This window comes from Streptomyces sp. NRRL S-244, assembly GCF_000717915.1.
Lineage (GTDB): Bacteria > Actinomycetota > Actinomycetes > Streptomycetales > Streptomycetaceae > Streptomyces.
The window spans coordinates 390,033-416,291 of the sequence record NZ_JOCX01000001.1; the positions used below are offsets into that span (position 1 = coordinate 390,033).

Annotated in this window: 27 protein-coding genes and 1 riboswitch; of the genes, 13 read left to right on the plus strand and 14 right to left on the minus strand. The window is 70.6% G+C overall.

What is annotated here, in order from left to right:
* The first annotated feature begins 31 nt into the window (after positions 1-31).
* The 3 genes from IF02_RS0101850 to rplI are packed head-to-tail and all read left to right on the plus strand — an operon-like array spanning position 32 to position 1,373.
* The gene (locus tag IF02_RS0101850) at positions 32-628 is read left to right on the plus strand and encodes a single-stranded DNA-binding protein (protein WP_030153211.1); all 597 of its coding nucleotides are present in this window, start codon (positions 32-34) and stop codon (positions 626-628) included.
* A gap of 43 nt (positions 629-671) precedes the next feature.
* Positions 672-908 carry a 30S ribosomal protein S18 gene (rpsR, locus tag IF02_RS0101855; RefSeq protein ID WP_005315025.1) on the plus strand — a complete coding sequence of 79 codons (237 nt, stop codon included), beginning with the start codon at positions 672-674 and terminating at the stop codon, positions 906-908.
* An 18-nt stretch (positions 909-926) separates the two neighbouring features.
* The gene (rplI, locus tag IF02_RS0101860) at positions 927-1,373 is read left to right on the plus strand and encodes a 50S ribosomal protein L9 (RefSeq protein WP_030153214.1); all 447 of its coding nucleotides are present in this window, start codon (positions 927-929) and stop codon (positions 1,371-1,373) included.
* Positions 1,374-1,495: 122 nt separating this feature from the next.
* Here rplI and IF02_RS0101865 read toward each other — a convergent pair whose 3' ends face one another.
* The gene (locus tag IF02_RS0101865; RefSeq protein ID WP_030153216.1) at positions 1,496-2,833 is read right to left on the minus strand and encodes an MATE family efflux transporter; all 1,338 of its coding nucleotides are present in this window, start codon (positions 2,831-2,833) and stop codon (positions 1,496-1,498) included.
* Between the two features lie 453 nt (positions 2,834-3,286).
* On the opposite strand from IF02_RS0101865, the gene dnaB reads away from it, so the two are divergent.
* Together dnaB and IF02_RS0101875 are read left to right on the plus strand one after the other, a co-directional pair.
* Positions 3,287-4,750: a replicative DNA helicase gene (dnaB, locus tag IF02_RS0101870; RefSeq protein WP_030153218.1), complete on the plus strand. Its 1,464-nt coding sequence runs from the start codon at positions 3,287-3,289 to the stop codon at positions 4,748-4,750.
* Positions 4,751-4,759: 9 nt separating this feature from the next.
* Positions 4,760-6,145: a serine hydrolase domain-containing protein gene (locus tag IF02_RS0101875; RefSeq protein WP_030153219.1), complete on the plus strand. Its 1,386-nt coding sequence runs from the start codon at positions 4,760-4,762 to the stop codon at positions 6,143-6,145.
* A gap of 34 nt (positions 6,146-6,179) precedes the next feature.
* Here IF02_RS0101875 and IF02_RS0101880 read toward each other — a convergent pair whose 3' ends face one another.
* The 3 genes from IF02_RS0101880 to IF02_RS0101890 are packed head-to-tail and all read right to left on the minus strand — an operon-like array spanning position 6,180 to position 8,794.
* On the minus strand, positions 6,180-7,355 hold the full coding sequence (locus IF02_RS0101880) for a winged helix DNA-binding domain-containing protein (RefSeq protein WP_030153221.1): 1,176 nt from the start codon (positions 7,353-7,355) through the stop codon (positions 6,180-6,182).
* 54 nt (positions 7,356-7,409) lie between these two features.
* On the minus strand, positions 7,410-7,871 hold the full coding sequence (locus IF02_RS0101885) for a GNAT family N-acetyltransferase (RefSeq protein ID WP_030153222.1): 462 nt from the start codon (positions 7,869-7,871) through the stop codon (positions 7,410-7,412).
* A 29-nt stretch (positions 7,872-7,900) separates the two neighbouring features.
* Positions 7,901-8,794: a GNAT family N-acetyltransferase gene (locus IF02_RS0101890; protein WP_030153224.1), complete on the minus strand. Its 894-nt coding sequence runs from the start codon at positions 8,792-8,794 to the stop codon at positions 7,901-7,903.
* 208 nt (positions 8,795-9,002) lie between these two features.
* On the opposite strand from IF02_RS0101890, the gene IF02_RS0101895 reads away from it, so the two are divergent.
* Complete coding sequence (locus tag IF02_RS0101895; RefSeq protein ID WP_030153227.1) at positions 9,003-9,653, plus strand: HAD family hydrolase; 651 nt, start codon at positions 9,003-9,005, stop codon at positions 9,651-9,653.
* Positions 9,647-10,978, plus strand: a complete 1,332-nt coding sequence (locus IF02_RS0101900) for a globin domain-containing protein (RefSeq protein ID WP_420708072.1) — start codon at positions 9,647-9,649, stop codon at positions 10,976-10,978. The genes IF02_RS0101895 and IF02_RS0101900 overlap by 7 nt, the downstream gene beginning before the upstream one ends.
* Positions 10,979-11,047: 69 nt before the next feature.
* Here IF02_RS0101900 and IF02_RS0101905 read toward each other — a convergent pair whose 3' ends face one another.
* The 5 genes from IF02_RS0101905 to IF02_RS0101925 all read right to left on the minus strand — a co-directional run bounded on the left by IF02_RS0101905 (position 11,048) and on the right by IF02_RS0101925 (position 14,781).
* Entirely contained in the window at positions 11,048-11,527 is a 480-nt protein-coding gene (locus IF02_RS0101905) for an NUDIX domain-containing protein (protein ID WP_030153230.1), read from the minus strand.
* 74 nt (positions 11,528-11,601) lie between these two features.
* On the minus strand, positions 11,602-12,507 hold the full coding sequence (locus IF02_RS0101910; RefSeq protein ID WP_030153232.1) for a LysR family transcriptional regulator: 906 nt from the start codon (positions 12,505-12,507) through the stop codon (positions 11,602-11,604).
* Positions 12,508-12,684: 177 nt separating this feature from the next.
* Positions 12,685-13,902 carry a cystathionine gamma-lyase gene (locus IF02_RS0101915; RefSeq protein WP_030153234.1) on the minus strand — a complete coding sequence of 406 codons (1,218 nt, stop codon included), beginning with the start codon at positions 13,900-13,902 and terminating at the stop codon, positions 12,685-12,687.
* Positions 13,899-14,390 (minus strand): low molecular weight protein-tyrosine-phosphatase, encoded by a 492-nt coding sequence (locus IF02_RS0101920; RefSeq protein ID WP_030153236.1) that lies wholly within the window; start codon positions 14,388-14,390, stop codon positions 13,899-13,901. The genes IF02_RS0101915 and IF02_RS0101920 overlap by 4 nt, the downstream gene beginning before the upstream one ends.
* A gap of 10 nt (positions 14,391-14,400) precedes the next feature.
* Positions 14,401-14,781, minus strand: a complete 381-nt coding sequence (locus IF02_RS0101925; protein ID WP_030153238.1) for a phage holin family protein — start codon at positions 14,779-14,781, stop codon at positions 14,401-14,403.
* Positions 14,782-14,870: 89 nt separating this feature from the next.
* Here IF02_RS0101925 and IF02_RS0101930 point away from each other — a divergent pair, with 89 nt between their 5' ends.
* The 4 genes from IF02_RS0101930 (at position 14,871) to IF02_RS0101945 (ending at position 17,138) form a co-directional block, all read left to right on the plus strand.
* A complete protein-coding gene (locus tag IF02_RS0101930; protein WP_030153240.1) occupies positions 14,871-15,188 on the plus strand; it encodes a cupin domain-containing protein in 318 nt (105 codons plus the stop codon).
* A 145-nt stretch (positions 15,189-15,333) separates the two neighbouring features.
* The gene (locus IF02_RS0101935) at positions 15,334-15,561 is read left to right on the plus strand and encodes a DUF5326 family protein (RefSeq protein WP_199809158.1); all 228 of its coding nucleotides are present in this window, start codon (positions 15,334-15,336) and stop codon (positions 15,559-15,561) included.
* A 292-nt stretch (positions 15,562-15,853) separates the two neighbouring features.
* Complete coding sequence (locus IF02_RS0101940) at positions 15,854-16,591, plus strand: IclR family transcriptional regulator (protein ID WP_234318064.1); 738 nt, start codon at positions 15,854-15,856, stop codon at positions 16,589-16,591.
* Positions 16,592-16,688: 97 nt separating this feature from the next.
* A complete protein-coding gene (locus IF02_RS0101945) occupies positions 16,689-17,138 on the plus strand; it encodes an SsgA family sporulation/cell division regulator (protein ID WP_030153244.1) in 450 nt (149 codons plus the stop codon).
* Positions 17,139-17,227: 89 nt separating this feature from the next.
* Here the strand turns inward: IF02_RS0101945 and IF02_RS0101950 are convergent, their stop codons facing one another.
* Positions 17,228-18,670, minus strand: a complete 1,443-nt coding sequence (locus tag IF02_RS0101950; RefSeq protein WP_030153246.1) for a YibE/F family protein — start codon at positions 18,668-18,670, stop codon at positions 17,228-17,230.
* Between the two features lie 39 nt (positions 18,671-18,709).
* A riboswitch (TPP riboswitch) is annotated at positions 18,710-18,855 on the plus strand.
* Here IF02_RS0101950 and thiC point away from each other — a divergent pair.
* Positions 18,850-20,637 carry a phosphomethylpyrimidine synthase ThiC gene (gene thiC / locus IF02_RS0101955; protein WP_030153247.1) on the plus strand — a complete coding sequence of 596 codons (1,788 nt, stop codon included), beginning with the start codon at positions 18,850-18,852 and terminating at the stop codon, positions 20,635-20,637. It overlaps the preceding riboswitch by 6 nt.
* 140 nt (positions 20,638-20,777) lie before the next feature.
* On the opposite strand, the gene IF02_RS0101960 is transcribed toward thiC, so the two are convergent.
* The 3 genes from IF02_RS0101960 to IF02_RS0101970 all read right to left on the minus strand — a co-directional run bounded on the left by IF02_RS0101960 (position 20,778) and on the right by IF02_RS0101970 (position 24,305).
* Positions 20,778-21,605, minus strand: coding sequence for a hypothetical protein (locus IF02_RS0101960; protein WP_030153249.1), 828 nt, complete (start codon positions 21,603-21,605; stop codon positions 20,778-20,780).
* Between the two features lie 150 nt (positions 21,606-21,755).
* Positions 21,756-22,973: a metallophosphoesterase gene (locus IF02_RS0101965; protein WP_030153251.1), complete on the minus strand. Its 1,218-nt coding sequence runs from the start codon at positions 22,971-22,973 to the stop codon at positions 21,756-21,758.
* A 216-nt stretch (positions 22,974-23,189) separates the two neighbouring features.
* Positions 23,190-24,305: a LacI family DNA-binding transcriptional regulator gene (locus IF02_RS0101970; RefSeq protein WP_030153252.1), complete on the minus strand. Its 1,116-nt coding sequence runs from the start codon at positions 24,303-24,305 to the stop codon at positions 23,190-23,192.
* 362 nt (positions 24,306-24,667) lie between these two features.
* Here IF02_RS0101970 and hisC point away from each other — a divergent pair, with 362 nt between their 5' ends.
* The gene (hisC, locus tag IF02_RS0101975) at positions 24,668-25,750 is read left to right on the plus strand and encodes a histidinol-phosphate transaminase (RefSeq protein WP_030153254.1); all 1,083 of its coding nucleotides are present in this window, start codon (positions 24,668-24,670) and stop codon (positions 25,748-25,750) included.
* A gap of 29 nt (positions 25,751-25,779) precedes the next feature.
* Here hisC and IF02_RS0101980 read toward each other — a convergent pair whose 3' ends face one another.
* The gene (locus IF02_RS0101980) at positions 25,780-26,148 is read right to left on the minus strand and encodes a cyclophilin-like fold protein (RefSeq protein ID WP_030153256.1); all 369 of its coding nucleotides are present in this window, start codon (positions 26,146-26,148) and stop codon (positions 25,780-25,782) included.
* Positions 26,149-26,259 lie beyond the last annotated feature (111 nt).

Sequence of the window (26,259 nt, forward strand, 5' to 3'; positions counted from 1 at the left end):
CCAGCAGCAATCCCCGCCGAGAGGTTCATCCATGGCAGGCGAGACCGTCATCACGGTCGTCGGCAATCTCGTCGACGACCCCGAGCTGCGCTTCACCCCCTCGGGTGCGGCGGTCGCGAAGTTCCGTGTCGCGTCCACCCCCCGCACCTTCGACCGTCAGACCAATGAGTGGAAGGACGGCGAGAGCCTGTTCCTGACCTGCTCGGTGTGGCGGCAGGCGGCCGAGAACGTCGCCGAGTCCCTTCAGCGAGGCATGCGCGTCATCGTGCAGGGCCGGCTGAGGCAGCGGTCGTACGAGGACCGTGAGGGTGTCAAGCGCACGGTCTACGAGCTGGACGTCGAGGAAGTCGGCCCCAGCCTGAAGAACGCCACGGCCAAGGTCGCCAAGACCACCGGTCGCGGTGGCCAGGGTGGATACGGCGGTGGCGGCCAGCAGCAGCAGGGCGGCGGCGGTGGCTGGGGCGGAGCCCCCAGCGGCGGCGCCCCGCAGGGCGGCGGAGCTCCCTCCGACGACCCGTGGGCGTCCAGCGCGCCGGCCGGCGGCCAGCAGCAGCAGGGCGGCGGGGGCGGCTGGGGCGGAAGCTCCGGCGGCTCCAACGGCGGCTACTCGGACGAGCCTCCCTTCTAGGGAAGCTCGCATCCCCACTTCTTGATCACACAGGAGAGACATAATGGCGAAGCCGCCTGTGCGCAAGCCTAAGAAGAAGGTCTGCGCATTCTGCAAGGACAAGACCGCGTACGTGGACTACAAGGACACGAACATGCTGCGGAAGTTCATTTCCGACCGCGGCAAGATCCGTGCCCGCCGCGTCACCGGCAACTGCACGCAGCACCAGCGTGACGTCGCCACGGCCGTGAAGAACAGCCGTGAGATGGCGCTGCTGCCCTACACGTCCACCGCGCGATAAGGAAAGGGTGACCGACTAATGAAGATCATCCTGACCCACGAGGTCTCTGGCCTCGGCACCGCCGGCGATGTCGTCGACGTCAAGGACGGTTACGCTCGCAACTACCTGGTCCCGCGTGGTTTCGCGATCCGCTGGACCAAGGGTGGCGAGAAGGACGTGGCGCAGATCCGCCGCGCCCGCAAGATCCACGAGATCGCGACCATCGAGCAGGCCAACGAGGTCAAGGCCAAGCTCGAGGGCACGAAGGTCCGTCTGGCCACCCGTTCGGGTGACGCCGGCCGTCTCTTCGGCTCCGTGACCCCGGCCGACATCGCCACGGCGATCGAGGCTTCCGGTGGTCCGAAGGTCGACAAGCGCCGCGTCGAGCTGGCTGCCCCGATCAAGACCCTCGGTTCGTACCAGGTCTCCGTGCGTCTGCACGCCGAGGTCGCCGCGAACGTGGGCGTCGAGGTCGTCGCCGCCTAAGTGCTGCGAGCGAAGGGCCGCACCCCTGTGGGGGTGCGGCCCTTCGTCGTTCCCGGGGATCGCCGCTCGATGTTTCACGTGAAACATCGGCCCGACGTTTCACGTGAAACATCGGGCCGAGGTCAGCGGGTCGCGCCCGCGACCAGCCAGCGGCCGGAGCGGGCACGCAGCTGGAGGGTGGCCATCCGGACCAGCATCATCAGGGTCATGGCCCACCAGAGCGCGGTGAGACCGCCGCCGAGGGCCGGGACGAGCAGGGCGGCCGGGGTGAACACGGCGAGCGTCAGGAGCATGGCCCAGGCCAGGTAGCGGCCGTCGCCCGCGCCCATCAGGACCCCGTCGAGCACGAAGACGATGCCGCACACGGGCTGGGAGAGGGCCACGACCAGCAGGGCCGGCAGCAGAGCGTCCTCGACCACGGGGTCGCCGGTGAAGAGCGGGATGAACAGCGGGCGGGCCGCGACCACCAGTGCTCCGAGGACGATGCCGGAGGCGATCCCCCACTGCACCATGCGGCGGCAGACGGCCTTGGCCCCTTCGGTGTCGCCGGCGCCCAGGTAGCGGCCGATGATGGCCTGCCCGGCGATGGCGATCGCGTCGAGGGCGAAGGCGAGCAGGCTCCACAGGGAGAGCAGTATCTGGTGGGCCGCGATGTCCGCGTCGCCGAGTCGCGCTGCCACGGCGGTCGCGATCATCAGGACGGCGCGCAGGGACAGCGTGCGCACCAGCAGCGGTGCGCCGGCCTGGGCGCAGGCCCGGATGCCCGCGAGGTCGGGTCGCAGGGAGGCACCGTGCGTACGGGCTCCGCGGACGACCACGAAGAGGTAGGCGCCGGCCATGGCGCACTGGGCGATCACCGTGCCCCAGGCGGAACCGGCGATGCCGAAGCCGGCCCCGTACACGAGGGCGCCGTTCAGGCCCGCGTTGAGGGCGAAGCCTCCGATGGCGACGTAGAGCGGTGTACGGGTGTCCTGGAGGCCGCGGATGACGCCGGTGGCGGCGAGCACCATCAGCATGGCCGGGATGCCCAGGGCGGAGATCCGCAGATAGGTGACCGCGTACGGGGCGACGGTGTCGGAGGCCCCGAAGAGGGAGACCAGCCAGGGCGCCGTCGGCAGCAGGACGGCGACGACGACGGCGCCGATCAGGAGGGCGAGCCAGATCCCGTCCGTGCCCTGCCGGATGGCTGCCCGGAGGTCTCCCGCGCCGACCCGTCGGGAGACGGCCGCGGTGGTGGCGTAGGCCAGGAAGACGAAGACGCTGACGGCGGTGGTGAGCAGGGCCGCGGCGATGCCGAGGCCGGCCAGCTGGGGAGTGCCGAGGTGCCCCACGATGGCGCTGTCGGCCATCACGAACAGGGGTTCGGCGACGAGCGCGCCGAAAGCCGGGACGGCGAGCGCGAGTATCTCGCGGTCGTGCCGTCTCGGGGCAGCCTTCAGCGGGGCGAGGGCCTGTGTCATGCGCTCAATCTAATCTTCCACAGGTAATGGATGCAATGGTCTTTGGAGCCTTACCGGTGGGTTGGTTCACACGTTCTCGGCACCCCGTTGGAGGCGATCTCGGAACTGGGGCCAAGAAATTTCTCCCCCACAGCCCGTGGAGGAAGAAATTGCAGGTCAGGGTGGGTGGTTGGGTAGGGCAGGTGATTTTGTCCACAGCGCCGTCCCCCGGTCCGTGCACAGCTTCCGGCGACTTACCCACAGCATTGGGTCGGTCATCCACATCTCATCCACACAGCCTGTGGATAACAAGATTGGCTGACGTCGCTGTCGGCCCTACCGTTGTGCGTTGCCCGACTCGCCGACGGCGGATTCGGGTGCCCCACATGTCAGAGCCGTGCCGTAAGAAAGAGTGGCACGGCGAGGTCCGCGTTGCGGACGGGAGGAGGCGGCCCGGTGAGTATGCCCGAGCCCATGGACGACCCCTGGGCCGACAGCGGTCCGGGTGACCGTCTGCCCGCCCGTCCGCGCCGTAACAGCGACAGCCGGGGCCGCGGGGACGACCAGCACGAGCGGGGCCGCGAGGGCGGCTCCTGGGACGGCGGTGGCGGCGGCTTCGAGCGTGTCCCGCCGCAGGACCTCGACGCCGAGCAGTCGGTGCTCGGCGGCATGCTGCTCTCCAAGGACGCGATCGCGGACGTCGTCGAGGTCATCAAGGGCCACGACTTCTACCGGCCTTCACACGAGACGATCTACCAGGCGATCCTCGACCTGTACGCCAAGGGCGAGCCGGCCGACCCGATCACCGTCGGCGCCGAGCTGACCCGCCGAGGCGAGATCAGCAAGGTCGGCGGTGCCTCCTACCTGCACACGCTCGTGCAGTCGGTACCGACCGCGGCGAACGCCGAGTACTACGCGGAGATCGTCCACGAGCGGGCCGTCCTGCGCCGCCTGGTCGCCGCCGGTACGAAGATCACGCAGATGGGATACGCGGCGGACGGCGACGTCGACGAGATCGTCAACAGCGCCCAGGCCGAGATCTACGCCGTCACCGAGCAGCGGACCTCCGAGGACTACCTGCCGCTGGGCGACATCATGGAGGGCGCGCTCGATGAGATCGAGGCCATCGGCTCGCGCAGCGGCCAGATGTCGGGCGTCCCGACCGGTTTCACGGACCTCGACTCGCTGACCAACGGCCTGCACCCCGGCCAGATGATCGTCATCGCGGCCCGCCCCGCCATGGGTAAGTCCACCCTCGCGCTCGACTTCGCCCGGGCCTGCTCCATCAAGAGCAACCTGCCCAGCGTGATCTTCTCCCTCGAAATGGGGCGCAACGAGATCGCGATGCGCCTCCTGTCGGCGGAGGCCCGGGTAGCCCTGCACCACATGCGCTCCGGCACCATGACGGACGACGACTGGACCCGGCTGGCCCGCCGGATGCCGGACGTCTCCGCCGCCCCGCTCTACATCGACGACTCCCCGAACCTGTCGATGATGGAGATCCGGGCGAAGTGCCGGCGCCTCAAGCAGCGCAACGACCTCTCGCTCGTGGTCATCGACTACCTCCAGCTCATGCAGTCGGGCGGCTCGCGCCGTCCCGAGAGCCGCCAGCAGGAGGTCTCGGACATGTCCCGAAACCTCAAGCTGCTGGCCAAGGAGCTCGAGGTGCCGGTGATCGCGCTGTCCCAGCTGAACCGTGGTCCCGAGCAGCGCACCGACAAGAAGCCGATGGTCTCCGACCTGCGTGAGTCGGGCTCGATCGAGCAGGACGCCGACATGGTGATCCTGCTGCACCGCGAGGACGCGTACGAGAAGGAGTCGCCCCGCGCGGGCGAAGCGGACCTGATCGTGGCGAAGCACCGTAACGGCCCCACGGCGACGATCACGGTCGCCTTCCAGGGCCATTATTCGCGGTTCGTGGACATGGCCAACACATAGCATCCGATCATGGATGCCGTATCTGAAGACTTGGACCTGCTTCCCGCAACCCGGCGTGCGCTGAGGCACCGGATCGCCGTCGCACAGAGCCAGGGGCGGGCGCCGTCGGTGGTGGCGGCCGTGGCTCGGGGCGGCGAGGTGGTCTGGGAGGGCTCCCGGACCTCGGTCGAGGGACACGGGCCCGACGGGAACGTGCAGTACCGGATCGGGTCGATCAGCAAGACCTTCACCGCGGTTCTGGTGATGCGCCTGCGGGACGAGGGCCTGCTGCGCCTTGAGGACCCGCTGGAGAAGCACCTGCCGGGGACGGGCGCCGGAGAGGTGACGATCGCCCAGTTGCTGTCCCACACGGGTGGGTTGGCGGCGGAGACGCCGGGCGAGTGGTGGGAGCGCTCGCCCGCGGCGCTGCGGCCCGAGCTCGCGGACGTGCTCGGCGAGGAGCCCTTCCGGTTCCGGCCCGGCCGGCGCCACCACTACTCCAACCCGGGCTACACGCTGCTGGGTTCGCTCGTCGAGGCCGTGCGCGGAAAGCCGTGGGACGAGGTGCTCCGGGCCGAGGTGCTGGAGCCCCTGGGTCTGGACCGTACGACGGCGCAGCCGCAGGCTCCGCACGCGGGCGGCTGGGCGGTGCATCCCTGGGCCGATGTGATGATGCCCGAGCCGCTGGAGGACCTGGGTCTGATGGCCGCTGCCGGACAACTCTGGTCCACGACGCGAGATTTGGCGCGGTTCGCGGTGTTCCTCGCCCGGGGTGACGAGCGGGTGCTGAGCGCCGAGTCGGTACGGGAGATGCGGACGCCGGCCGCGCCGCCGGAGCCCGGTTTCGCCGAACCCGGCTACGGGCTCGGCATGCAGCTGACGGACACCGGTGGGCGCCGGCTCGCGGGCCACAGCGGTTCGCTGCCGGGGTTCGTCGCGGGGCTGTGGCTGAGCGAGGCGGACGACGTGGCGGCCGTGGTGCTGGCGAACTGTACGTCGGGGCTGCCCGCCGCGACGGTGGCCGCGGAGCTGGTGGCGATCGTCGCGGACGCGGAGCCGCCGTTCCCGCAGCCGTGGCGGCCGTTCCGGGAGGCCGATCCGGTCGCCCTGGACCTGTGCGGCCCCTGGTACTGGGGTACGTCGGCGCAGGTCCTGCGGCTGAAGGCGGACGGGATGCTGGAGCTCGGACCGGTGGGCGCGATGGGTCGGGCGGCCCGGTTCCGGGCGGAGCCCGACGGCAGTTGGACGGGACTCTCCGGCTACTACGCGGGGGAGAGCCTGCGGGCGGTCCGGCGCGAGGACGGCTCGATCAGCCATCTCGACCTGGGCTCGTTCGTGTTCACGAGGGAGCCGTACGACGCACAGGCCCCGGTGCCGGGCGGGGTGGACCCGCAGGGCTGGCGGGGCATCGGCTAGGCCGTGTCTTTCGGATCGGGCCGGGCCGGCAGGCTCAGGCCACGAGTTCGCGTTCCAGTGGGGTGCGGAAACGCGGGGTGATCCGGGCGTCGCCCACCCAGCGGGCGAGGCGGGCGGCTTCGGCGGCGACGGCCTCCTCGGCGGCGCAGCCGGGGTCGCCCAGCAGTCGCCAGACGATCTCGCCGTCCGCACGCTGGGCCCAGCCGCCGACGATCTCACCGTTCCACCAGACCGTGGGGCCGATGTTGCCGGCGTAGTCGAAGAGTGCGGTCCGGTGGGCGGGGTCGAGGTGGAAACCCCGGTCGGCCCAGCCCATTGCGCTGGGGTCCAGGCCGGGCAGCAGCGCGGCCCAGGGTTCCGGGGCGGGTTCGGGCGCGGTGTCGCCGGGGCTGACCAGGGCGGTACTGCCGTCGTCCAGGCGGACCTGGTCGGGGCCGACGACGGCGAGGGCCTTGCGGACGTCGGTGAGGGTCCAGCCCGTCCACCACTTGAGGTCCGCCTCCGTGGCCGGTCCGTAGGCGTGCAGCCAGCGGCGGGCGACCTCGGCACGGGCTTCAGCCGGCGGTACGGCGGGCCAGGGCTCGGTGTGCACCCAGCGGAACTGGCTTGAGGTCCACGATCCGCGCGGCCGGTCACGGCGGATCCGGCCGTCGGCGGCCAGGAGCCGGATCACACGGGTGGCGACGCCGGTCTCGGCCTCGTACTTCTTGCCCCGGCCGACGGTGATCTTCCGGCGCAGTGCGGGCACGGCCGCGGAGAGTTGGCTGCCGGTGCAGGGGCCATGGGCGTCGAGGGCGTCCAGTGCGGCGGCCTCCGCCCCGGCCAGCCAGGCTGCGTCGAGGCCCTGGCCGTCCTCGTCGAGGTGCTTGAGCAGGGTGCGGCGCTCCTTGAGGGCGATGCCCCGGGCGGTGGAGGAGTCCACGTACGGGGCGAGTTCGCCGGAGACGGCGAAGAGCGTCCTGCGCATGCTGAGCAGCCGGACGAGGGAGACGTCCTCGTAGAGCGCCTGCTCGACGGCGGCGGGGCCGCCTTCCACGAGCCGGGCGCGGGCCGAGAGGAACAGGGTCGCCGCGTCGGTGGCGTGCAGGGCGACGACGGCGTCCGCGGCCTCGGCCACCGTGGTGGCATGTGCCGAGGGAGCCAGGCGGTGTCTGCGCCCGAGCCGGTGGCGGCGCTCGGCGGTGGTGACGAGGGGGAGGCTGGGGCTCATCCTCCCGATCGTAGGCCGGGCCGCCGATGCCGGCCCGGCCTGACGTGCGGGCGATCAGAGGGAGAGCTTGAACCCGACGTGGGACGCGGTGAACCCGAGCCGCTCGTAGAAGCGGTGGGCGTCGGTGCGGGTCACGTCCGAGGTGAGCTGCACGAGTCGGCAGTCCTCACGGCGGGACTCTTCGATGGCCCATTGGATGAACCGGGTACCCAAGCCCTTGCCGCGCTCGTCGGCGTGGACCCGGACGCCTTCGATGATCGAGCGGGTGGCTCCCTTGCGGGACAGCCCGGGGACGAAGGTGAGCTGGAGGGTGCCCACGACGCGCCCCTCGCGGACCGCGACGAACACGTGCTGGTGGGGGTCGTCGGCCAGGCGTTTGAACGCGGCGATGTACGGGGTGAGATCGTCGGGCGACTCGCGAGTGGCGCCGAGCGGGTCGTCGGCCAGCATCGCGACGATGGCGGGCAGGTCCTCCTCGGTGGCGGGGCGGATCGTCGGCTCGTGGGGATCGGTCATGGAGAAGCTCCTTTCTCGGTCCGCCGCTCTCAGCCCGCTGCCACGGTGAGCGGGGCCCAGCGACGGGTCCAGTCGCCGGGCAGTCCCGGGATGTCGCGGGTCATGACGGCGTTGAACGCCACGGAGTCGAGGCCGCGGTCCTTGAGCCAGACGAGGAGCTCCTCGTGGCGTACGTCGATGTCGGTCCGCAGCGGCCGGTCGGTGGCGGCGGCGAGTGCGGTGACGAGGGCCTGGGCGCCGGCCGTGTCACGCGCGATCAGCGGCCCGATCACATGGGTCTCCATGTTGGGCCAGATCGCGGCATAGCCGACGAGCTCACCCCGGCCGTCCTCGGCGACCAGCAGCCGGTCCGCGAAGGCGGGAAGCCGCGTGATCATGTGCGTCCGGTCCGTGCCGAAGACCTCGGTGTCCAGCCGGACGATCCGCGGGATGTCCTCGCCGGTCGCCGGCCGGACGGCCACGGAGCCCGCCTCAGGCGCCGGGTCCGAGGACCCTCGGCGGAAGGTACCCCGGAGCATCTCCGCACGGCCGGTGGTGTCGAAGCCGAGCTCCTCGTAGAGGGGGCGGCCGTAGGGAGTGGCGTGAAGGGTGAGCGGGACGCCCTTGAGCAGGTCGTCGCAGACATACGCCATCAGCCGGCGACCCAGGCCGCGGCGGGCATAGCGCTCGGCGACGAGGACCATCCCGATGGCGGCCAGCTCCGGGCCGGCGTGGGTGTGCCCGTACGAGGTGACGACGCAGGCGGCCGCGAGCCCGTGTCCATCGGGGGCATCGATGCCGTAGCCGTTGCCCGCGGCGAGAAGCAGCCCCCACTTGTGGTCCTCGCGCGGCCACCCGCGGTCTTCGGAAAGGTCGGCGCAGCTGCGGAGATCATCCACGGTCAGCGCACGGATCGGCAGGTCGGTGAGGTGTGGTGGTGTCACGGGCCCAGACTGGATCATCAGCCGAGGGGCGTCCAGAGGATTTGGGGTCGATGTTTCACGTGAAACATCGCGAGGCCTCCCCCCGGGGGCTTCCGTGACGAGGTGGCTTGGCGGGACCAGGCGATGTTTCACGTGAAACATCGTCTGCATCTGCTTCGCCCCGCCGGGAGGTGCCCTCGGTGAAATGAACGGGCTAGCCTCGTCTGCCATGACCCTCCTTCACCTCTTCGATCTCGACGGGACGCTGATGTACGGCTCGGCGGCGCCGGTCGAGATCTCCCGACAGCTCGGCCTGAGCGCGGAGATCGCCAAGCTGGAGCGGGCCTTCGGTGCGCAGGAGATGGGGCCGCACGAGTTCTCGGTGGCGGCGCATGCGCTGTGGGCGGAGCTGACGCCCGGGCACGTCCGGGCGGCATTCGACGGAGCCCCGTGGCTGGCGGGGATTCGCGAGGTGTGGCGGGAGATCAGGGAGCGCGGGGACTACTGCGCGGTGGTCTCGCTGTCACCGTCGTTCTTCGTGGAGCTGCTGCTGGAATGGGGCGCTCATGCCGCGCACGGCTCGGTCTTCCCGGAGGTGCCCTTCACCCGGCCCGTGGAGGCGGCCGGGATCATGACGCCCGAGGGCAAGGTCACGGTGGCGGACCGGCTCTGCGCACAGTTCGGGGTGAGCCGGGCCGACTGCGTCGCGTACGGGGACTCGTCGACCGACGCGGTGCTCTTCGAGGCCGTTTCGGTGTCCGTTGCGGTCAACGCACGGCCGTATCTGGCGGAGCGGGCGACACACGTCTACGAGGGCCGGGACCTGCGAGAGGCATATCAGCTGGCTGCGGGGGCACGCCCGGAAGTTCAAGCATCTTAAGAGGAAAGCGGGTTCGAAACGCGGTCTTTCCGGGTTTTCCCGCGAGTAGTTGGGGCGGCTGGCAGGCTCTGAGGCCCGGAACCACGGATTCGAAGGCCGTGGCGTGCTTACCGACCGAGATGTTCGAAGCGAGGCATCGCATGGACGCTCCGCCCACCAGATCGGCCAGACGGACGGCCCGGATACCGTCCGGGGGCGGTGCGGTAGAGCCCTCCCCCGACGCGGTGCTCATCCGGCGCACCCTCGAGGAGATCGCACCCATCGCCGACAGGGTGACCTCGTACTTCTACGCCCTGGTGTTCACCGGGCACCCGGAGGTGCGGGGCATGTTCCCGGTCGCCATGGACGCACAGCGAGACCGGCTGCTGAAGGCACTGCTGACCGCCGCCGAGCACATCGACGACCCGGAGGTGCTCGTCCCGTACCTGCGCCGACTGGGCACCGGGCACAGGAAGTACGGGACGATGGCCGGGCACTACCCGGTGGTGGGCGAGGCCCTCATCGGCGCGCTGTCCCGGTACGCGCAGCAGACCTGGGGGCCGGAGACGCAGGCCGCATGGGTGCGGGCGTACACCGTGATGTCCCAGACCATGATCGACGCTGCGGCGGAGGACGAGGTGAAGAGCCCCGCGTGGTGGCACGCGGAGGTGGTCTCGCACGATCTGCGCACCCCGGACATCGCGGTGCTGACGGTCCGCCCCGACCAGCCGTACCCCTTCCTCGCCGGCCAGTACACGAGCCTGGAGACCCCGTGGTGGCCCAGGGTGTGGCGGCACTACTCGTTCGCCTCGGCGCCACGCGCCGACGGGCTGCTGTCCTTCCACGTCAAGGCCGTTCCGGCCGGCTGGGTCTCCAACGCGCTGGTGCGGCACGCCCGGCCCGGCGACGTGCTGCGGCTCGGGCCGCCGGGCGGGTCGATGGTGGTGGACCACAGCACCGACAACGGGATGCTGTGCCTCGGCGGCGGGACCGGCATCGCCCCGATCAAGGCGCTGATCGAGGACGTGGCGGAGCACGGCGAGCGTCGCCCGGTGGAGGTGTTCTTCGGGGCGCGCAGTGACGGCGACCTCTACGACAAGGACACCCTGCTGGGGATGCAGCGCTCGCATCCCTGGCTTTCGGTGCGCCCGGTGGTCGGCGAGGGCCTCGCGGGCCAGCTGCCCCAGGCGGTCGGCGAACACGGGCCGTGGAGCTCGTACGACGCGTTCGTCTCGGGGCCGCCGGCGATGATCCGCAGCGGTGTGAGCGAGCTCAAGCGGATCGGGATACCCGGCGACCGGATCCGCTTCGACGCGGTGGAGGAGCTGGTGGGCGCGGCGGGCTGAGGCCAGGGCGACCTGCCGGGGCCCGGGCCGAAGCGACCCGGGCCGAACAGACCGGAGACCGGGCCGGGATCAGCCCAGGTCGGGGGCGTGCATGGCGCGGACGCCCTCGATGTTGCCGTCAAGGTAGTGCCGCAGGGACAGCGGGACGAGATGCACGGCGGCGATGCCGACCCGGCTGAAGGGCACGCGGACGATCTCGTACTCGCCCGCCGGCTCGTCGACTTCGGGGCCGTGCCGCTGGCTGGGGTCCATGGACTCGAGGTGGCAGACGAAGAAGTGCTGCACCTTCACTCCGGTCACCCCACCGTCGGCGATGTGCTCGACGGTGTCGACGAAGCAGGGCACCACATCGGTGATCTTCGCTCCGAGTTCCTCGTGGAGCTCTCGGTGGAGGGCGTCGACGACGGTCGCGTCCGAGGGCTCCACTCCCCCGCCGGGGGTGAGCCAGTACGGATCGACGCCGGGCTTGGTGCGCTTGATGAGGATCAGGTCGCCACCGTCGAGCAGGATCGCGCGGGCGGTGCGTTTGACCACGGGACGTTCGGTCATGGGAGAAGAGTGGCCCAGACGGCGGTGTCTGAAACGCGTGTCGGCGAAACGCGCCGCACACCGGAAGCGGAGGCTCACCAGTGGGTGGCGGCGCGCAGCAGCCGGTCGTGCGCACGGGCGAGGTGGGCGAGGGCAAGACTGCCGGTCCGTACGACGAGGAACCAGGTGCGCAGCGGCGGTACGGGTGGCTCCAGCAGGGCGACGATCTGCCCGCGGTCGAGGGCGTCCTGGCACAGATACCGAGGCAGGACGGCAAGTCCGGCTCCGGCCCGGACGCACTCCAGTACGGCCCGGAGGTCGGGGGCGACGACGGTGGCGGCATCGGGCCGGGTGCCGGGCCGGGTCTCGAAGACCGCGGCCCAGTAGCGGGCGACGAGCGGCAGCGTCTCGTGGACCTCGATGAGCGGAATGCCGTCGAGGGCGGTCGGGCCGGCCTCGCGCAGCCGGTCCGGATCGACGAGGGCGGCCCAGTAGGGCGCGGCGACCAGGACGTGCTCCTCGTCGCACAGGGCGGTCGCGCTGAAGAGCCCGCCGCGCGGGCGGGCGGTGGTCACGACGAGGTCGTGGTGGCCGGCGGCGAGCCCGTCGAGGACCTCCTCGGCTCCGGCCTGGAGCACGGTGCGCAGGGTGTGGCCCTGGCCGACGAGCGGTGCGAGGGCGGGCAGGACGCGCAGGCACAGGAACTCGGGCGGACCGGCGAGGTGCAGGGTGCGTAACGCGCCGGCGGCTTCGCGTTCCGCCTCGGTTATCCGCAGCAGGGCGTCGAGGTGCGGGGCGGCCTTGTGGGCGAGTTCGTCGCCGACGGCGGTGGGGGTCACCCCGCGGGCCCTGCGGTGGAACAGTGGTCGGCCCAGCTGGCGTTCGAGGGTGCGGATCTGTGAGGTGACGGCGGGCTGCGACAGCCCGAGGAGCGCGGCCGCCCGGGTGAACGAGCCCGCCCGGTGCACGGCGACGAAGGTGCGCAACAGGGCCAGGTCCATGAAGGCCCCTCTCGGTGGGGGCCTTCAACTATAAATATGCCGATAGGCCCCTGTCGTTACCGTGATTGGACTCTGACGCTTAGTCAACTAGCCTTGTCCGCGTGGTTCTTCGCGCGCGGAACCCGGGACGGTCCGAGCCACCAGGGGGGAGGCTCGGACCGTTCTTGCTCCGGCTGCTCAGACGCCCGTGCCCGCCGAGTCGAGGGCCCGCAGCACGTCAGCGACCAGGTCATCGGTGTCCTCGGCCCCGGCGGACAGGCGGATGAACCCCTCCGGCACGGGGTCGCCGCCCCACCGTCCGCGCCGCTCCGCGGTGGACCGTACGCCGCCGAAGCTGGTGGCGTCCTCGACCAGGTGCAGGGCTGCCATGAACCGTTCGGCGTGCGCGCGGTCCGGCAGGGTGAAGGAGACGACGGAGCCGAAGCCCCGCATCTGGCGGGCGGCCGTCTTGTGCGACGGGTCCGCGGGCAGCCCGGGGTAGCGCAGCCCGGTGACGTCCGCGCGGTCGGCCAGCGCCTCGGCGACGGCCAGCGCGTTGGCCCACTGGCGCTGGGCGCGCAGCTGGATGGTGGCCAGGGAGCGGTGGGCCAGCCAGGCCTCCATCGGGCCCGGGATCGCGCCGACGATCTTGCGCCAGCGCCGGACGGCGGCCGCGAGTCCCGGGTCCCGGCAGACGACGTAGCCGAGCAGGAGGTCGCCGTGGCCGGTGAGGCCCTTGGTGCCGCTGGCGACGGAGAAGTCCGCGCCGAGTTCCAGGGGCCGTTGACCGAGCGGGGTGGCGAGGGTGTTGTCGACGGCGACGAGGGTGCCGCCCGCATGAGCCGCCTCGACCAGGCGGCGGATGTCGCACACGTCGAGCCCGGGGTTGGAGGGGGTCTCGATCCACAGCAGCCGGGCCCCGTCGAGGACGGCGAGCTGGGCGTCGTCGCCGGTCGGGGCGGTGCGGACGTGGATCCCGTACGCCTCCAGCTGCTCGCGGACCAGCGGCAGGGCCTGGTAGCCGTCGTCGGGCAGGACGACGGTGTCGCCGGTGCGGGCCTGGGAGAGCAGGACGGCGGAGACGGCGGCCATGCCGGAGGCGAAGACGACGGTGTCGACGCCGTCCTGGCCGGGCGCTTCGAGTTCCCCGATGGCCCGCTCCAGCAGGGTCCAGGTGGGGTTGGTGTCGCGGCCGTAGGTGTACGGGCCCGCCACATCGCCGGGAAGGTGGAAGTGGGCGGCGAAGACGGGTCCGGGCAGGGGCGGCTCGTTCTTGACGGGCTCGGGGAGCCCGGCGCGCACGGCCCGGGTGCCGTCGCCGATCCGGTCCGCGGCGGCTCCGGCCCCCGCGGCGGCTCCGGCCCCCGCAGCCGCTCCTGCTCCGGCCGCCGTCGGCTCGTCGGCGTGGTCGGTCATACGGTGTGCTCCTTCACTGCCTCGCGTACGGCGTCCAACAGGCCCGCGCTCGCCGCCTCGACGAGTTCCAGGCACTGCTCGAATCCGTCGAGGGAGCCGTAGTAGGGATCCGGTACGTCGGCTTCCGCGGCCGTCGCCGCGGGGTCGTAGGAACGCAGCAGCCGTACCTTGGCGGCGTCCTCGGGGGTGGGTGCGAGCGCCCGCAGGTCCCGCAGGTGCCCGGCGTCGAGCGCGATGACGAGGTCGAGGCCGGCGAACCAGGAGGCGCGGAACTGCCGGGCCCGGTGGCTGTGCTCGTACCCGGCGGCCTCCAGGACGGTGACGGTGCGCGGATCAGCGCTGTCCCCCTCGTGCCAGCCGCCGGTGCCGGCGCTGTCCACCTCGACCCGGGCGTCGAGCCCCGCCTCGGCGACGCGGGCGCGGAAGACGGATTCGGCCATGGGGGAGCGGCAGATGTTGCCCGTGCAGACGAAGCACACGCGGTACATGGCGGTCCGCTCAGTTCTTGTCGGGCAGGGCCATGTTCACGGCCCAGGAGACGACGGAGATGATCAGGCCGCCGAGCAGGGCCGTCCAGAAGCCGTCGACGTGGAAGCTGAGGTCGAGCTTCCCGGCCAGCCACGAAGTCAGCATCAGCATCAGGGCGTTCACGACGAGGGTGAACAGCCCGAGGGTGAGGATGAACAGCGGCAGGGAGAAGAACTTCACCACGGGCTTGACGATGATGTTGACCAGGCCGAAGACAAGTGCGACCAGGATCAGTGCGAGGGCCCTGCGGCCCAGGGAGCTGTGATCGTCGAGCGTTATGCCGGCGAGCAGCCAGATGGCGACGGCCAGGGCTGCCGCGTTCGCGAGCGTCTTGACTACGAAATTCGTCATGTGTCTGATCGTGGCAGAGAAGATCCCCGTGGGACATCAGCAGATCAGCGGATGCCAGGGAACGTGAGAGAACAAGGGGCACAACGACGATGAAGGCCTTCCGGCTGGACGAGCTCGAGGCGGAGCGGCTCGCGAACGACGGCGCCTACCTGCAGTTCCTGCGCGAACGGAACATGTCGGTCGGGCTGTACGCCCTCGACGCCGGCCAGAGCGACCCGCAGCAGCCACACCGCCAGGACGAGGTGTACTTCGTGGTGAGCGGCCGAGCCTCGATCACGGTCGGGGAGGAGACGACGACGGTGGCGCGCGGCAGCGTCGTCTACGTCCCCGCCGGGGTGGTGCACAAGTTCCACCACATCACCGAGGACCTGCGGGTCCTGGTGGTGTTCTCCCCGCCGGAGGCCTAGCGGGCCGACCCCGTCCCAGGGTCGGCCGCCCCGATTCCCCTAGGGGGCGGATCAGGGGAGTCCGGGGGCTCAGCGGCCCCCGGACGGTTGGGCGGCCTCCTAGCATCGAGAGCAGGAAGTCACGGCTCAGGAAGAGGTTGAGGACATGGACGGGATCCGACAGACATTCGCAGGCATGCCCTGGTGGGTTAAGTGGGTCGCGATCCCGCTTCTGGTGCTCTTCGTCTTCGGCGGCGTCATCACCAGCATCCTCGGTGCCCTGATCTCGTTCGTCTTCAAGCTGCTGCTCTTCGTCGCACTCGTCGGCGGCCTGGTCTTCATCGTGAAGAAGTTCACCGGAAGCGGTTCGAAGTCCTCCTCCCGCGACTGGTAGGTCCCCGGTCCCGGGTCAATCCCGGGGATTAACCCGGGTGGGGGAACGTGAGGTGGCAAACCGCCCACACCGCGGGAATCGGCGGATAGAGTGGCAATCTGTGCCGTTCCCTGGGCACCGGACGCCGGTGGTGCCGCCCTGACCTGCGGTTTTCTCCAGTTCCGGCCGAGTACGACCCCCCAGGAGCCGCGGTGCGTGCGGGGGCGGCCCCCGCAGGGCGGGCCCTCCCCAGGCCCGCCGCCACGCCTGGGGGTGAGCTTTGTCTTCGGTTCACAATGCCGGTGTGCCGACGCTGATCGGTTCGGTGCAGCGCGCGTTGAGGCTGCTCGAAGCAGTGGGTTCCCATAGGGAGGGAGCCCCGGCGAAACAACTGGCGCGCGAGGCCGGGCTCCCGCTCCCCACCGCGTACCACCTGCTGCGCACCCTCACCCACGAGGGCTATCTGCGGCGCGAGGGCGGCGTGTTCGTGCTCGGCGCCGCCGCCGGACGGCTGGCGGGCGGCGGACTGCAGCAGAAACGTCGCAGCATGATCGTCGACTCTCTCGCACACTTCCGCGACGCGGTCGGGGCCCCCGTCTACTTCGCGGTGTTCCGTGAGGGTGAGATCGAGCTCGTTGGTGTCTCGGACACCCCGGCCAGCCCCGCCGTCGAGGAATGGGCCGATTTCCGCGCGACCGGCCATGCGCACGCCATCGGACAGTGCCTGCTGGCCCAGCTCGACGAGAAGACGCGCAGGGACTACTACGAGCGGCACCCGGTCGAGGCCGTCACCCAGTACACCGTCCGGGACCAGAGCGCCCTCGAACACCGCATCGCCTCCCTCGGACGCATGGAGCCGGTTACGGAGCGTCAGGAGTACGCGCTGGGCACGGTCTGTGCAGCCATCCCCATCACCGCGGGCGATACCGCCGCAACCATGGCGATTTCCCTCCCTTTGCACCAGGAGGAACGGTTGCTTTGTGTGGTCGATCGACTACGGAGTGAAGTAGGCGCGCTGTTGAGCACCCTCTCGTTCTCTATCAGTATCTGAAAACTCACTCCTTGTGATCTGCATGAGCTTCCACCACCCTTGTCAAGAGGGCCCTGGGGGTTCATTCCTGGCCACTTCCACTACAGCGGGGTAGTCCATGCGCGAGTCGGTACAGGCAGAGGTCATGATGAGCTTCCTCGTTTCCGAGGAGCTCTCCTTCCGGATCCCGGTGGAACTCCGGTACGACACCCGTGACCCCTACGCAGTGCGCCTGACGTTCCACCTTCCCGGAGACGCCCCCGTGACCTGGGCGTTCGGGCGGGAGCTACTTCTCGACGGCATCAACAAACCGTGCGGCGACGGCGATGTGCACATCGCCCCCACCGATCCCGAGGACCTGTCCGACGTCCACATCCGGCTCCAGGTCGGCTGTGACCGCGCCCTGTTCCGGGCCGGCGCGGCGCCGCTCGTCGCGTTCCTCGACCGTACCGACCGGCTTGTTCCGCTCGGTCAGGAGCGCAACCTCGGCGACTTCGAGGACAACCTCGACGAGGCGCTGGACCGGATCCTGGCCGAGTCGCGGCAGAACGAGCAGAACGCGGGCTGAGCGGGCAGGCCGTACGAGCGGACCGACCGTACGAGCCGAGCGGACCGTACGCGCCGAGTCGCCCCGGGCCCCCGAGCCACCCGGGTCCCTCAGCGCTTGCGCCGCCGCCCCCGGCCTCCGCGGACCGGCCCCGAGGCCGCCGCTCCGGCCGGGGATCCCGGCCGGTCGGCGGAGACCACCAGCGCGGCGAGCGCCGTGGTCACCGGGACCGAGGCCACCAGGCCGATCGACCCGACGAGGGTCCGTACGATCTCCTCGGCGACCAGCTCGCTGTTGGCCACCGACCCCATGCTGCTGTTCGCGATCGAGAACAGCAGCAGCAGGGGCAGCGCCGCGCCCGCGTAGGCCAGGACCAGGGTGTTGACCACCGACGCGATGTGGTCGCGGCCGATCCGGATGGCCGCACGGTACAAGGAGCGGGACCCCATCGACGGGTCGGCCTGGTGGAGTTCCCAGACCGCCGAGGTCTGGGTGACCGTCACGTCGTCCAGCACACCCAGGGATCCGATGATGATGCCCGCGAGCAACAGGCCGCTCATGTCGATCTCCGGGTAGAGCCCGTGGATCAGCCCGGTGTTGTCGTCGGTGTTGCCGCTGAGGAACGCCCAGTCGACGAACACCGAGCCCAGCAGCCCGATCAGCAGCAGCGAGACGAGCGTGCCCAGAACGGCGACGGAGGTACGTGCGCTCAGGCCGTGGCACATGTAGAGCGCGATGAGCATGATGGCGCTGGCCCCGACGACCGCGACGACCAGCGGGTTCGAGCCTTGCAGGATCGCCGGGAGGATGAAGAGGGTCAGCACGCCGAAGCTGACGACCAGCGCGATCAGCGCGAACAGGCCCCGCATCCGCCCGACGACGACCACCGCCACCGCGAAGATCGCGGCCAGTACCGCCAGGGGCAGCTTGCGGTTCACGTCGACCACGGAGTACTGGAGATCCCGCGGCGCGTCCGGCGCGTACGCGACGACCACCTCCTGGCCATCCTCCAACTGCCGTGGTGCGCCCGGCTGGACGATCTCGAAGAAGGTGCGGCCCTTGTCGGGTCCGGTGGTGACCTCGATGGTGGCCTTCTTGCACTCGCCGGTCTGCGCGGCCTTGGCCTCGCGCCCCTCGGGGGTGGAGACACTGCCGGTGGTCGGCACTTGCGAGGCGTTGACGGATTTGCAGTCGACCTGCTCGAGCGCGGTGACGACGCCCTGCTGGGTCTGCCGGTCGAAGCCCACCCCTGAGCGCTCGTGGGCGGGCGCGCCGCCCGGCCAGAGCACCACCATGCCGACGAAGACGGCGACGGCGAACGGGATCAGGACCGCCGCGATGACCTTGCGCAGGTGCTTCGAGACGGGGGCCGCCGGTCCGTGGCCGTGGGAATGACCGTGGGAGGGGCCCTGGGCCGGGCTCTGGTCATGCCCGTGGTCATGCCCGTGGCCCACGTGTGCATGGTCGCTGTGACCCGTGGGCTCGGTGGGCTGGCTGGGAGGCTGCGGCGAGGACGTCACCGGCAGATCATCGCAAGAGTTGAGGGGGCCCACTGTTCAGCACGCCACAGATGACGCTAGCGTGGGGGCACCTTTGCACAACGCGGGAGCTCGGAGCACCGGGCTGAGAGGGCGCTGATCACCGTACGCGCAGCACACATGCGTACGGGAAGAGGCTGCGTCGACCGCCGAACCTGTTACCGGGTAATGCCGGCGTAGGGAGATCAGGTCTCATGACCATTCAGGACGCACGCACGCCTGCCGTCAGCCAGGACGCCGACGGCCAGACCGAGCGCCAGCCCGGCTGGCACAAGGGATACCTGGCGGGCTCCCGCCCCGACATCCGGGTGCCGGTCCGCCAGGTCCACCTCACCAACGGCAAGGACGTGACGCTCTACGACACGTCCGGGCCGTACACCGACCCGCAGATCGAGACCGACGTGCGGCGCGGCCTGCCGCCGCTGCGCGAGAACTGGATCATCGGCCGCGGCGACACCGAGGAGTACGCGGGCCGCCCCGTGCGTCCCGAGGACGACGGCATCAAGCACACCTCGCCGCGCGGTGGCCTCAAGAACCTCGACGCGGTCTTCCCGGGCCGCCCGCGCCAGCCCCGCCGGGGCCGTGGCGGGGCCGCCGTCACGCAGCTCGCGTACGCCCGCCGCGGTGAGATCACCCCGGAGATGGAGTACGTCGCGATCCGCGAGAACGTCTCGCCCGAGGTCGTCCGCGAGGAGATCGCCGCCGGCCGCGCGGTGCTTCCCGCGAACGTGAACCACCCGGAGATCGAGCCGATGATCATCGGCAAGCGGTTCCTGGTGAAGGTCAACGCCAACATCGGCAACTCCGCCGTCACCTCCTCCATCGAGGAGGAGGTCGACAAGATGACCTGGGCCACCAAGTGGGGCGCCGACACGGTCATGGACCTCTCGACCGGCCGCAACATCCACACCACCCGCGAGTGGGTGCTGCGCAACTCCCCGGTCCCGATCGGCACCGTGCCGCTGTACCAGGCGCTGGAGAAGGTCGACGGCCGCGCCGAGGACCTGACCTGGGAGATCTACAAGGACACGGTCATCGAGCAGGCCGAGCAGGGCGTCGACTACATGACGGTCCACGCCGGCGTGCTGCTGCCGTACGTGCCGCTGACCGCACGCCGCAAGACCGGCATCGTCTCGCGCGGCGGCTCGATCATGGCCGCCTGGTGCCTGGCGCACCACAAGGAGAACTTCCTCTACACGAACTTCGAGGAGCTCTGCGAGATCCTCGCGGCGTACGACGTCACCTACTCGCTGGGCGACGGCCTGCGCCCCGGCTCCATCGCGGACGCCAACGACGCGGCGCAGTTCGCCGAGCTGAAGACGCTGGGCGAGCTGAACACGATCGCCAAGCGGCACAACGTGCAGACCATGATCGAGGGCCCGGGCCATGTCCCGATGCACAAGATCAAGGAGAACATCGACCTCCAGCAGGAGATCTGCGAGGAGGCGCCGTTCTACACGCTCGGCCCGCTGACCACGGACGTCGCCCCGGCGTACGACCACATCACCTCCGGCATCGGCGCCGCGATGATCGCCTGGTGGGGCACCGCGATGCTCTGCTACGTCACGCCGAAGGAGCACCTGGGCCTGCCCAACCGCGACGACGTGAAGACCGGCGTCATCACGTACAAGATCGCTGCGCACGCGGCGGACCTGGCCAAGGGTCACCCGGGCGCCCAGGAGTGGGACGACGCCCTGTCGGACGCGCGGTTCGAGTTCCGCTGGGAGGACCAGTTCAACCTGGCCCTCGACCCGGACACGGCCCGCGAGTTCCACGACGAGACGCTCCCGGCCGAGCCGGCCAAGACCGCGCACTTCTGCTCCATGTGCGGTCCGAAGTTCTGCTCGATGAAGATCTCCCAGGACATCCGCCGTGAGCACGGTGGTGACCTGAAGGCCGATGAGATCGAGGCGGGCATGGCGGAGAAGTCCGCCGAGTTCGCGGCGAGCGGCAACCGGGTGTACCTCCCGCTGGCCGACTGACCCGACCGTGGCGGCCGGCGCTGTTCTGGGGAGGTTGAGGGGGCTTCCCAGGGCAGTGTCCCGGCGTGACGCGATGTTTCACGTGAAACCACGTGGAACCACGTGAAACAAGGACGGCCGGCCCACTGCGGGCCGCGGCGCTACTGCGTGCCGCCGTCCGGGCTGCTGAAGTCCGGGCTGGTGAAGTCCGGCGGGGTGTAGCCGGGGCGGGGGCCCTGTGAAGGGGACCCCGGGCTGGTGAAGTCGGGCCGGGTGTATCCCAGGTTGGGGATGCGCCCGGCCTTCGGCGTGTGCGGGGCCGGATACGCCGGCGCCGCGCTCGGATCGGCCAGAGCGTCCCGCAGGAACGGCAGGATGCCCCGTTCCAGCAGGGCATGCCGCCAGGCGTCGCGGGCCCGCGCGACCTCGTCGGGTATCGCGTCGCCCTCGTCCTCGGCCACCACCTCGGTCGCCCGGTTGCGGACGGCCGTCATCAGCAGCCCGATCACCGCGAACAGCAGCGAGACCACGGTCAGCGCGCCGAACAGCCAACCCGCCGTCAGCATCGTGTCGGCGAAGGCCGGTTCGGGATCGACCGCCTTCAGTACGTAGCCCACGAGCAGGAAGATCAGCATGGCGGTGCCCGCCAGGACCGGTGCCAGCACCGCGACCACGGCACTGATGCCCGCGCCGTCCTCGCCCTCGCCCTGCTGCCCGGCACCCTGGTCCCCGGCCGAACCGGGGGTGGACAGGGCCTCGTCGCGCCGTTCTCCGCGGAGTTTCACGTAGTGGTCGTACTCGGCCGCGGCCGCGGCCGTCAGCAGCGCGCTGGCCCCGATGGCCATCGTGCGCAGCTGTTCGGCGTTCAGGCGCTCGCCGAGGGCGGCGAGCTCGGGCCGTTCGTGCGCGGTGCGCAGCGCCTCGTCGAGGAGCCGATCGAACTCGGGTCGGTCTTCGGTCAGCAGGTGCGGAGCGCTGTTCATGTGCATCCCCCGATGCTCCGTAGGGACCGGTTTGCCCGCGTAGACCCGGGCGCCGGCACAAACGGAGGAGAGCCTGCTACGGATAGGGCGATGGTAGAGCGCCCATGCCACGCCGTGACAGGGGCTTTCCTGAAATTACCCCCGTTCTGATAACCCTCAGTCGTTCAACGGGAGTTGCACGACCAGCAGTTTGCCCGCCATCGTGACCCCGCCGTCCATGGCGATGGCGAGTCCCTCCGCGTACACGTGCGGGCCGTTCACGGCCTCCGGTCCGCGCGACTCGTCGCCGTCCTCGGTGCCCACCTCGCCCAGCAGGTACGGGATCGGGCTGTGCCCGTGCACGACGCGACCGCCGCCGTAGGTGTCGAGGAGCTCGCGTACGGCCTGGGGGCCGGTCTCCTCGTCGCGGAAGGCGAACCGCTTGGTGAACTTGCGGAACAGGTCCCAGGTGATGTCGGCGTCGTTGCGGTTGAGCAGCTCGTGGATGGTGTCGTTGACGTCCTCGATGGAGTCGCCGTAGTCGAGGTACGCGGTGGTGTCGGAGTGCAGCAGCAGGTGCCCGTCCTCCAGCACGGCCGCGTCCAGCCGCTGCATCCACTGCAGGTGCACGTCCTCCAGGCGCTCCATGTCGGTGCGCTGGCCGCCGTTGAGGAGCCAGGCGGCCTGGAAGGTGGCGGTGCCCGCGCCCGAGGCGACGGGGGTGTCGCCGAACCGCTTGGCGCCGATGAGCAGCAGCTCGTGGTTGCCCATGAGGGCCTTGCAGTAGCCGCCCGCGGCGGCGGCCTCGGCGGAGAGCCGCATGACGAGGTCGATGACGCCGATGCCGTCGGGGCCGCGGTCGGTGAAGTCGCCGAGGAACCAGAGGCGGGCGTTGCCGGCCGACCAGCGGCGGTCGGCGTCGATGAGGCCCTGGGCCTGGAGTTCGTGGACGAGCTCGTCCAGATAGCCGTGCACGTCGCCGACCACGTAGAGCGGGCCGGGGCCCGCGGCCGGGGTCTCCTGGGGAACGTACTGGACCTGAACGGTGTCGCCCGGTCCGCCGCGGCCGATGATCGGCAGATCGCGGTGGGTGGGGGTGTAGCCCTCGTCGGGATCGTCCCCGTCGGCCGGGGCCGGTCCGCCCGCGGCGGGGGCCTGGCCCATGGGCGGCTGCGGGGGTACGGAGGGCTGCGGGGGCACGGGCGGGTGCGGGGGCACCGGCGCTCCCTCCCCGTAGTACGCGGGGTACTCGCCGTACACCGGGGCCTCTTCGGGAAGCGCGCCGGGCACTCCGTACGGGACGGGCTCGGTGACCGGAACTCGGAAGTCCCGCAGCGTCTCCGTCCGCATCGCGGGTCCCTGACCGGCCCCCTGAGTCATCGACCCCTCCACCACCGTCGCGCTGCCGTACACCTGCGGACCCTCCTGGCCTCCTGGGCGGAGGGTCCGTGATGTCGTGCGCCCATCATAGGAATGCGGCTCGCGCTCTGTGACGCACCAGGGGTGGTGAATCCTGGGCGGAACCAACAGTTCCTGCCGCTTTCTCCCGAAATGGGCGTTGCGGAAATCCCCGGCGGAGCCGTCTGCCCCGCCGGTATCACGCTGCGGCGGTCAGTCCTTGGCCGGTGAACGGGGCGGGCTGACGGTCGTACGGGGCTGCCTGCGCTGCGAGGAGGTACGGATGATCAGCTCGGTCGGGACCACCTGTTCGACCGGCCGCCCGGTGTCGACCCCCTCGATGGCGTCGATCAGCAGCTGTACGACGGCGGTGCCGATGCGGCGCGGTTTGAGGGAGAGGGTGGTGATGGGCGGTTCGGTGTTGGCGTACACGGTGGACTCGCTGCAGCACACGAGCAGCAGGTCCTCGGGGACGCGCAGGCCGTAGCGCCGGGCGGCGGCGAGCAGATCGGTGCCGTTGGGGTCGAAGAGCCCGTAGACGGCGTCGGGCCGGTCGGGCCGGGCGAGCAGCCGGTCCGCGGCGACGGCGCCCGCGCACGGGTCGTGGGCGGGGTAGGACTCGTAGACGGGGTCCTGGCCGACGCGCTCGCACCAGTTGAGGTAGGCGGTGGTGGACAACCGGGTGTAGGTGTCCGTGGTGGTGCCGGTCAGCAGCCCGATCCGGCGGGCGCCGGCGGCGGCGAGGTGGTCGAGCAGGTTGAGTACGGCGGCCTCGTGGTCGTTGTCGACCCAGGCGGTGACGGGGAGGGAGCCGGCCGGGCGGCCGTCGGAGACGACGGGGAGGCCTTGGCGGACCAGTTCACTGACGACGGGATCGTGGTCGGAGGGGTCGATGACGACGGTGCCGTCGAGGGCCACGTTGGACCACACGTCGTGTCGGGAGGTGGCGGGGAGGATGACGAGGGCGTAGCCGCGGGCGAGCGCGGCGGAGGTGGCCGCCCTGGCCATCTCGGCGAAGTACGCGAATTCGGTGAAGGTGAAAGGTTCATCCCCGTAGGTGGTCACGGTCAGGCCGATGAGGCCCGACTTGCCGGTACGGAGGGTGCGGGCCGCGGCGGAGGGGCGGTAGCCCAGCCGATCGGCGACCTCGCGAACGTGGCGGCGGGTGGCGTCCGGCAGCCGCCCCTTGCCATTGAGCGCGTCGGAGACGGTCGTGATCGAGACGCCCGCCGCGGCGGCCACGTCCCTGATGCCGGCCCGGCCCTGTCGGCCGGCGGCCCGCCGGGTGGTCTCGGTCCGGCTCACCTGATGCTTCCCTGCTGCTGTCATGGCGAGCCGATAGTAGGGCTCGGCGGGGTGGGTGGTCCGGGTGCATATGCACCGGTTGACAGGCACGATTCTGCATGGTTCGCCACCCCCAATGACCTTGGAAACGAAGGAATTTGAGCGCGGAGAGTGAGCGGGGCGTTTGTCGGCGGGTACGGGCATGCCAAAGCGGTGTGGTCTCGGGACGGTCTCAACTCACCTGTACGAGGGATGCGCGCCACGGCGTGGGCCACCGGCGTGCGCATATATGCGTGCGCTCCCCCGCAATCCTGGCGCCGCCCATTTTCGGGAGAGCGGAATCCTCATAAGGTGAGCAGTATTGAGTCGACGGCGACGTCGTACGGGACGGTCGAGGAGGACCTGCGGTGAGCGAGAAGAGCCCGAAGCTGCGCGCCGAGCTGGACGGCATTCCCACCTACAAGCCCGGGAAGCCCGCTGCCGCGGGCGGGCCCGTCGCGTACAAGCTGTCCTCGAACGAGAACCCGTACCCGCCGCTGTCCGGGGTGCTGGAGACCGCGGTCGCGGCGGCCGGACAGTTCAACCGCTACCCCGACATGGCCTGCACGGGCCTGGTGAACGAGCTCGCCGAGCGGTTCGGGGTGCCGGTCGAGCACATCGCCACCGGCACGGGCTCCGTGGGTGTGGCCCAGTCGCTGATCCAGTCGACGGCCGGCCCGGGCGACGAGGTCATCTACGCCTGGCGGTCCTTCGAGGCCTACCCGATCATCACGCAGATCTCGGGTGCGACGTCCGTGCAGGTCCCGCTGACCGACGGGGACGTGCACGACCTCGACGCGATGTTCGACGCGATCACCGAGCGGACCCGGCTGATCTTCGTCTGCAACCCCAACAACCCCACCGGCACCGCGGTGCGCCGCGCCGAGCTGGAGCGGTTCCTGGACCGGGTGCCCTCGGACATCCTGGTGGTGCTGGACGAGGCGTACCGCGAGTTCGTCCGCGACACCGAGGTGCCGGACGGCATCGAGCTCTACCGCAGCCGCCCGAACGTGTGCGTGCTGCGTACGTTCTCCAAGGCGTACGGGCTGGCCGGCCTGCGCGTGGGCTTCGCGGTGGCGCACGAGCCGGTGGCGGCGGCCCTGCGCAAGACGGCGGTGCCGTTCGGCGTCAGCCAGCTCGCCCAGGACGCGGCGGTCGCCTCGCTGCGCGCCGAGGACGAGCTGATGGGCCGGGTCGGGGCGCTGGTGGGCGAGCGTGCCCGGGTCCACAAGACGCTGCTCGGCCAGGGCTGGACCGTGGTGCCGGACACGCAGGCGAACTTCGTGTGGATGCGGCTGGGGGAGCGGACCGCCGAGTTCGCGGCGGCCTGCGAGAAGGCCGGCGTGGTGGTCCGGCCCTTCGCGGGCGAGGGCCTGCGGGTCACGATCGGTGAGCCCGAGGCGAACGACATCTTCCTGCACACGGCGGAGGCCTTCTTCAAGGAGATGTAGCCCTCGGGGACTGCGCGAGCTCTGAGCGGCTACGCGAGTTCCACGCGGATCGGGTCGCCGTCGCGGACGGTGGACAGCAGGCGGGGGTCGCCCTCGAACGAGCCGAGCACATTGCACGGGCTCGCCAGGCGGCTCTCGCCTCCGCGCGAGATGGGCGTGGGGCCGTAGGGCAGCGCGAGTGCGTCGCCCTCGGTCCAGAACGCGACCGTGCCCGGGTCGACGACCTGCCGGGCGTCGTGTTCCAGCGCCACGGAGACGCCGGTGTCGAAGTAGACCTCCTCGCCCCAGGTGTTGGCGGAGGCGGAGATCGGAAGGGCCTCGGCCAGCGCCTTGCTGGTCGGGGTCTCGTCAAGGGTTGCCGTGAGCTGGCCCGCTGGCCAGGAGATGCGAATCCTCATGAGCCGCATTCAACAATCTGTTGAATGTATTGGCTAGGGGGGACCCCGCCTGAAACGCGTCGAAGCCGGTACGACATAATGCTTGTGAATGTGAACGCGTTCACAAGCGTG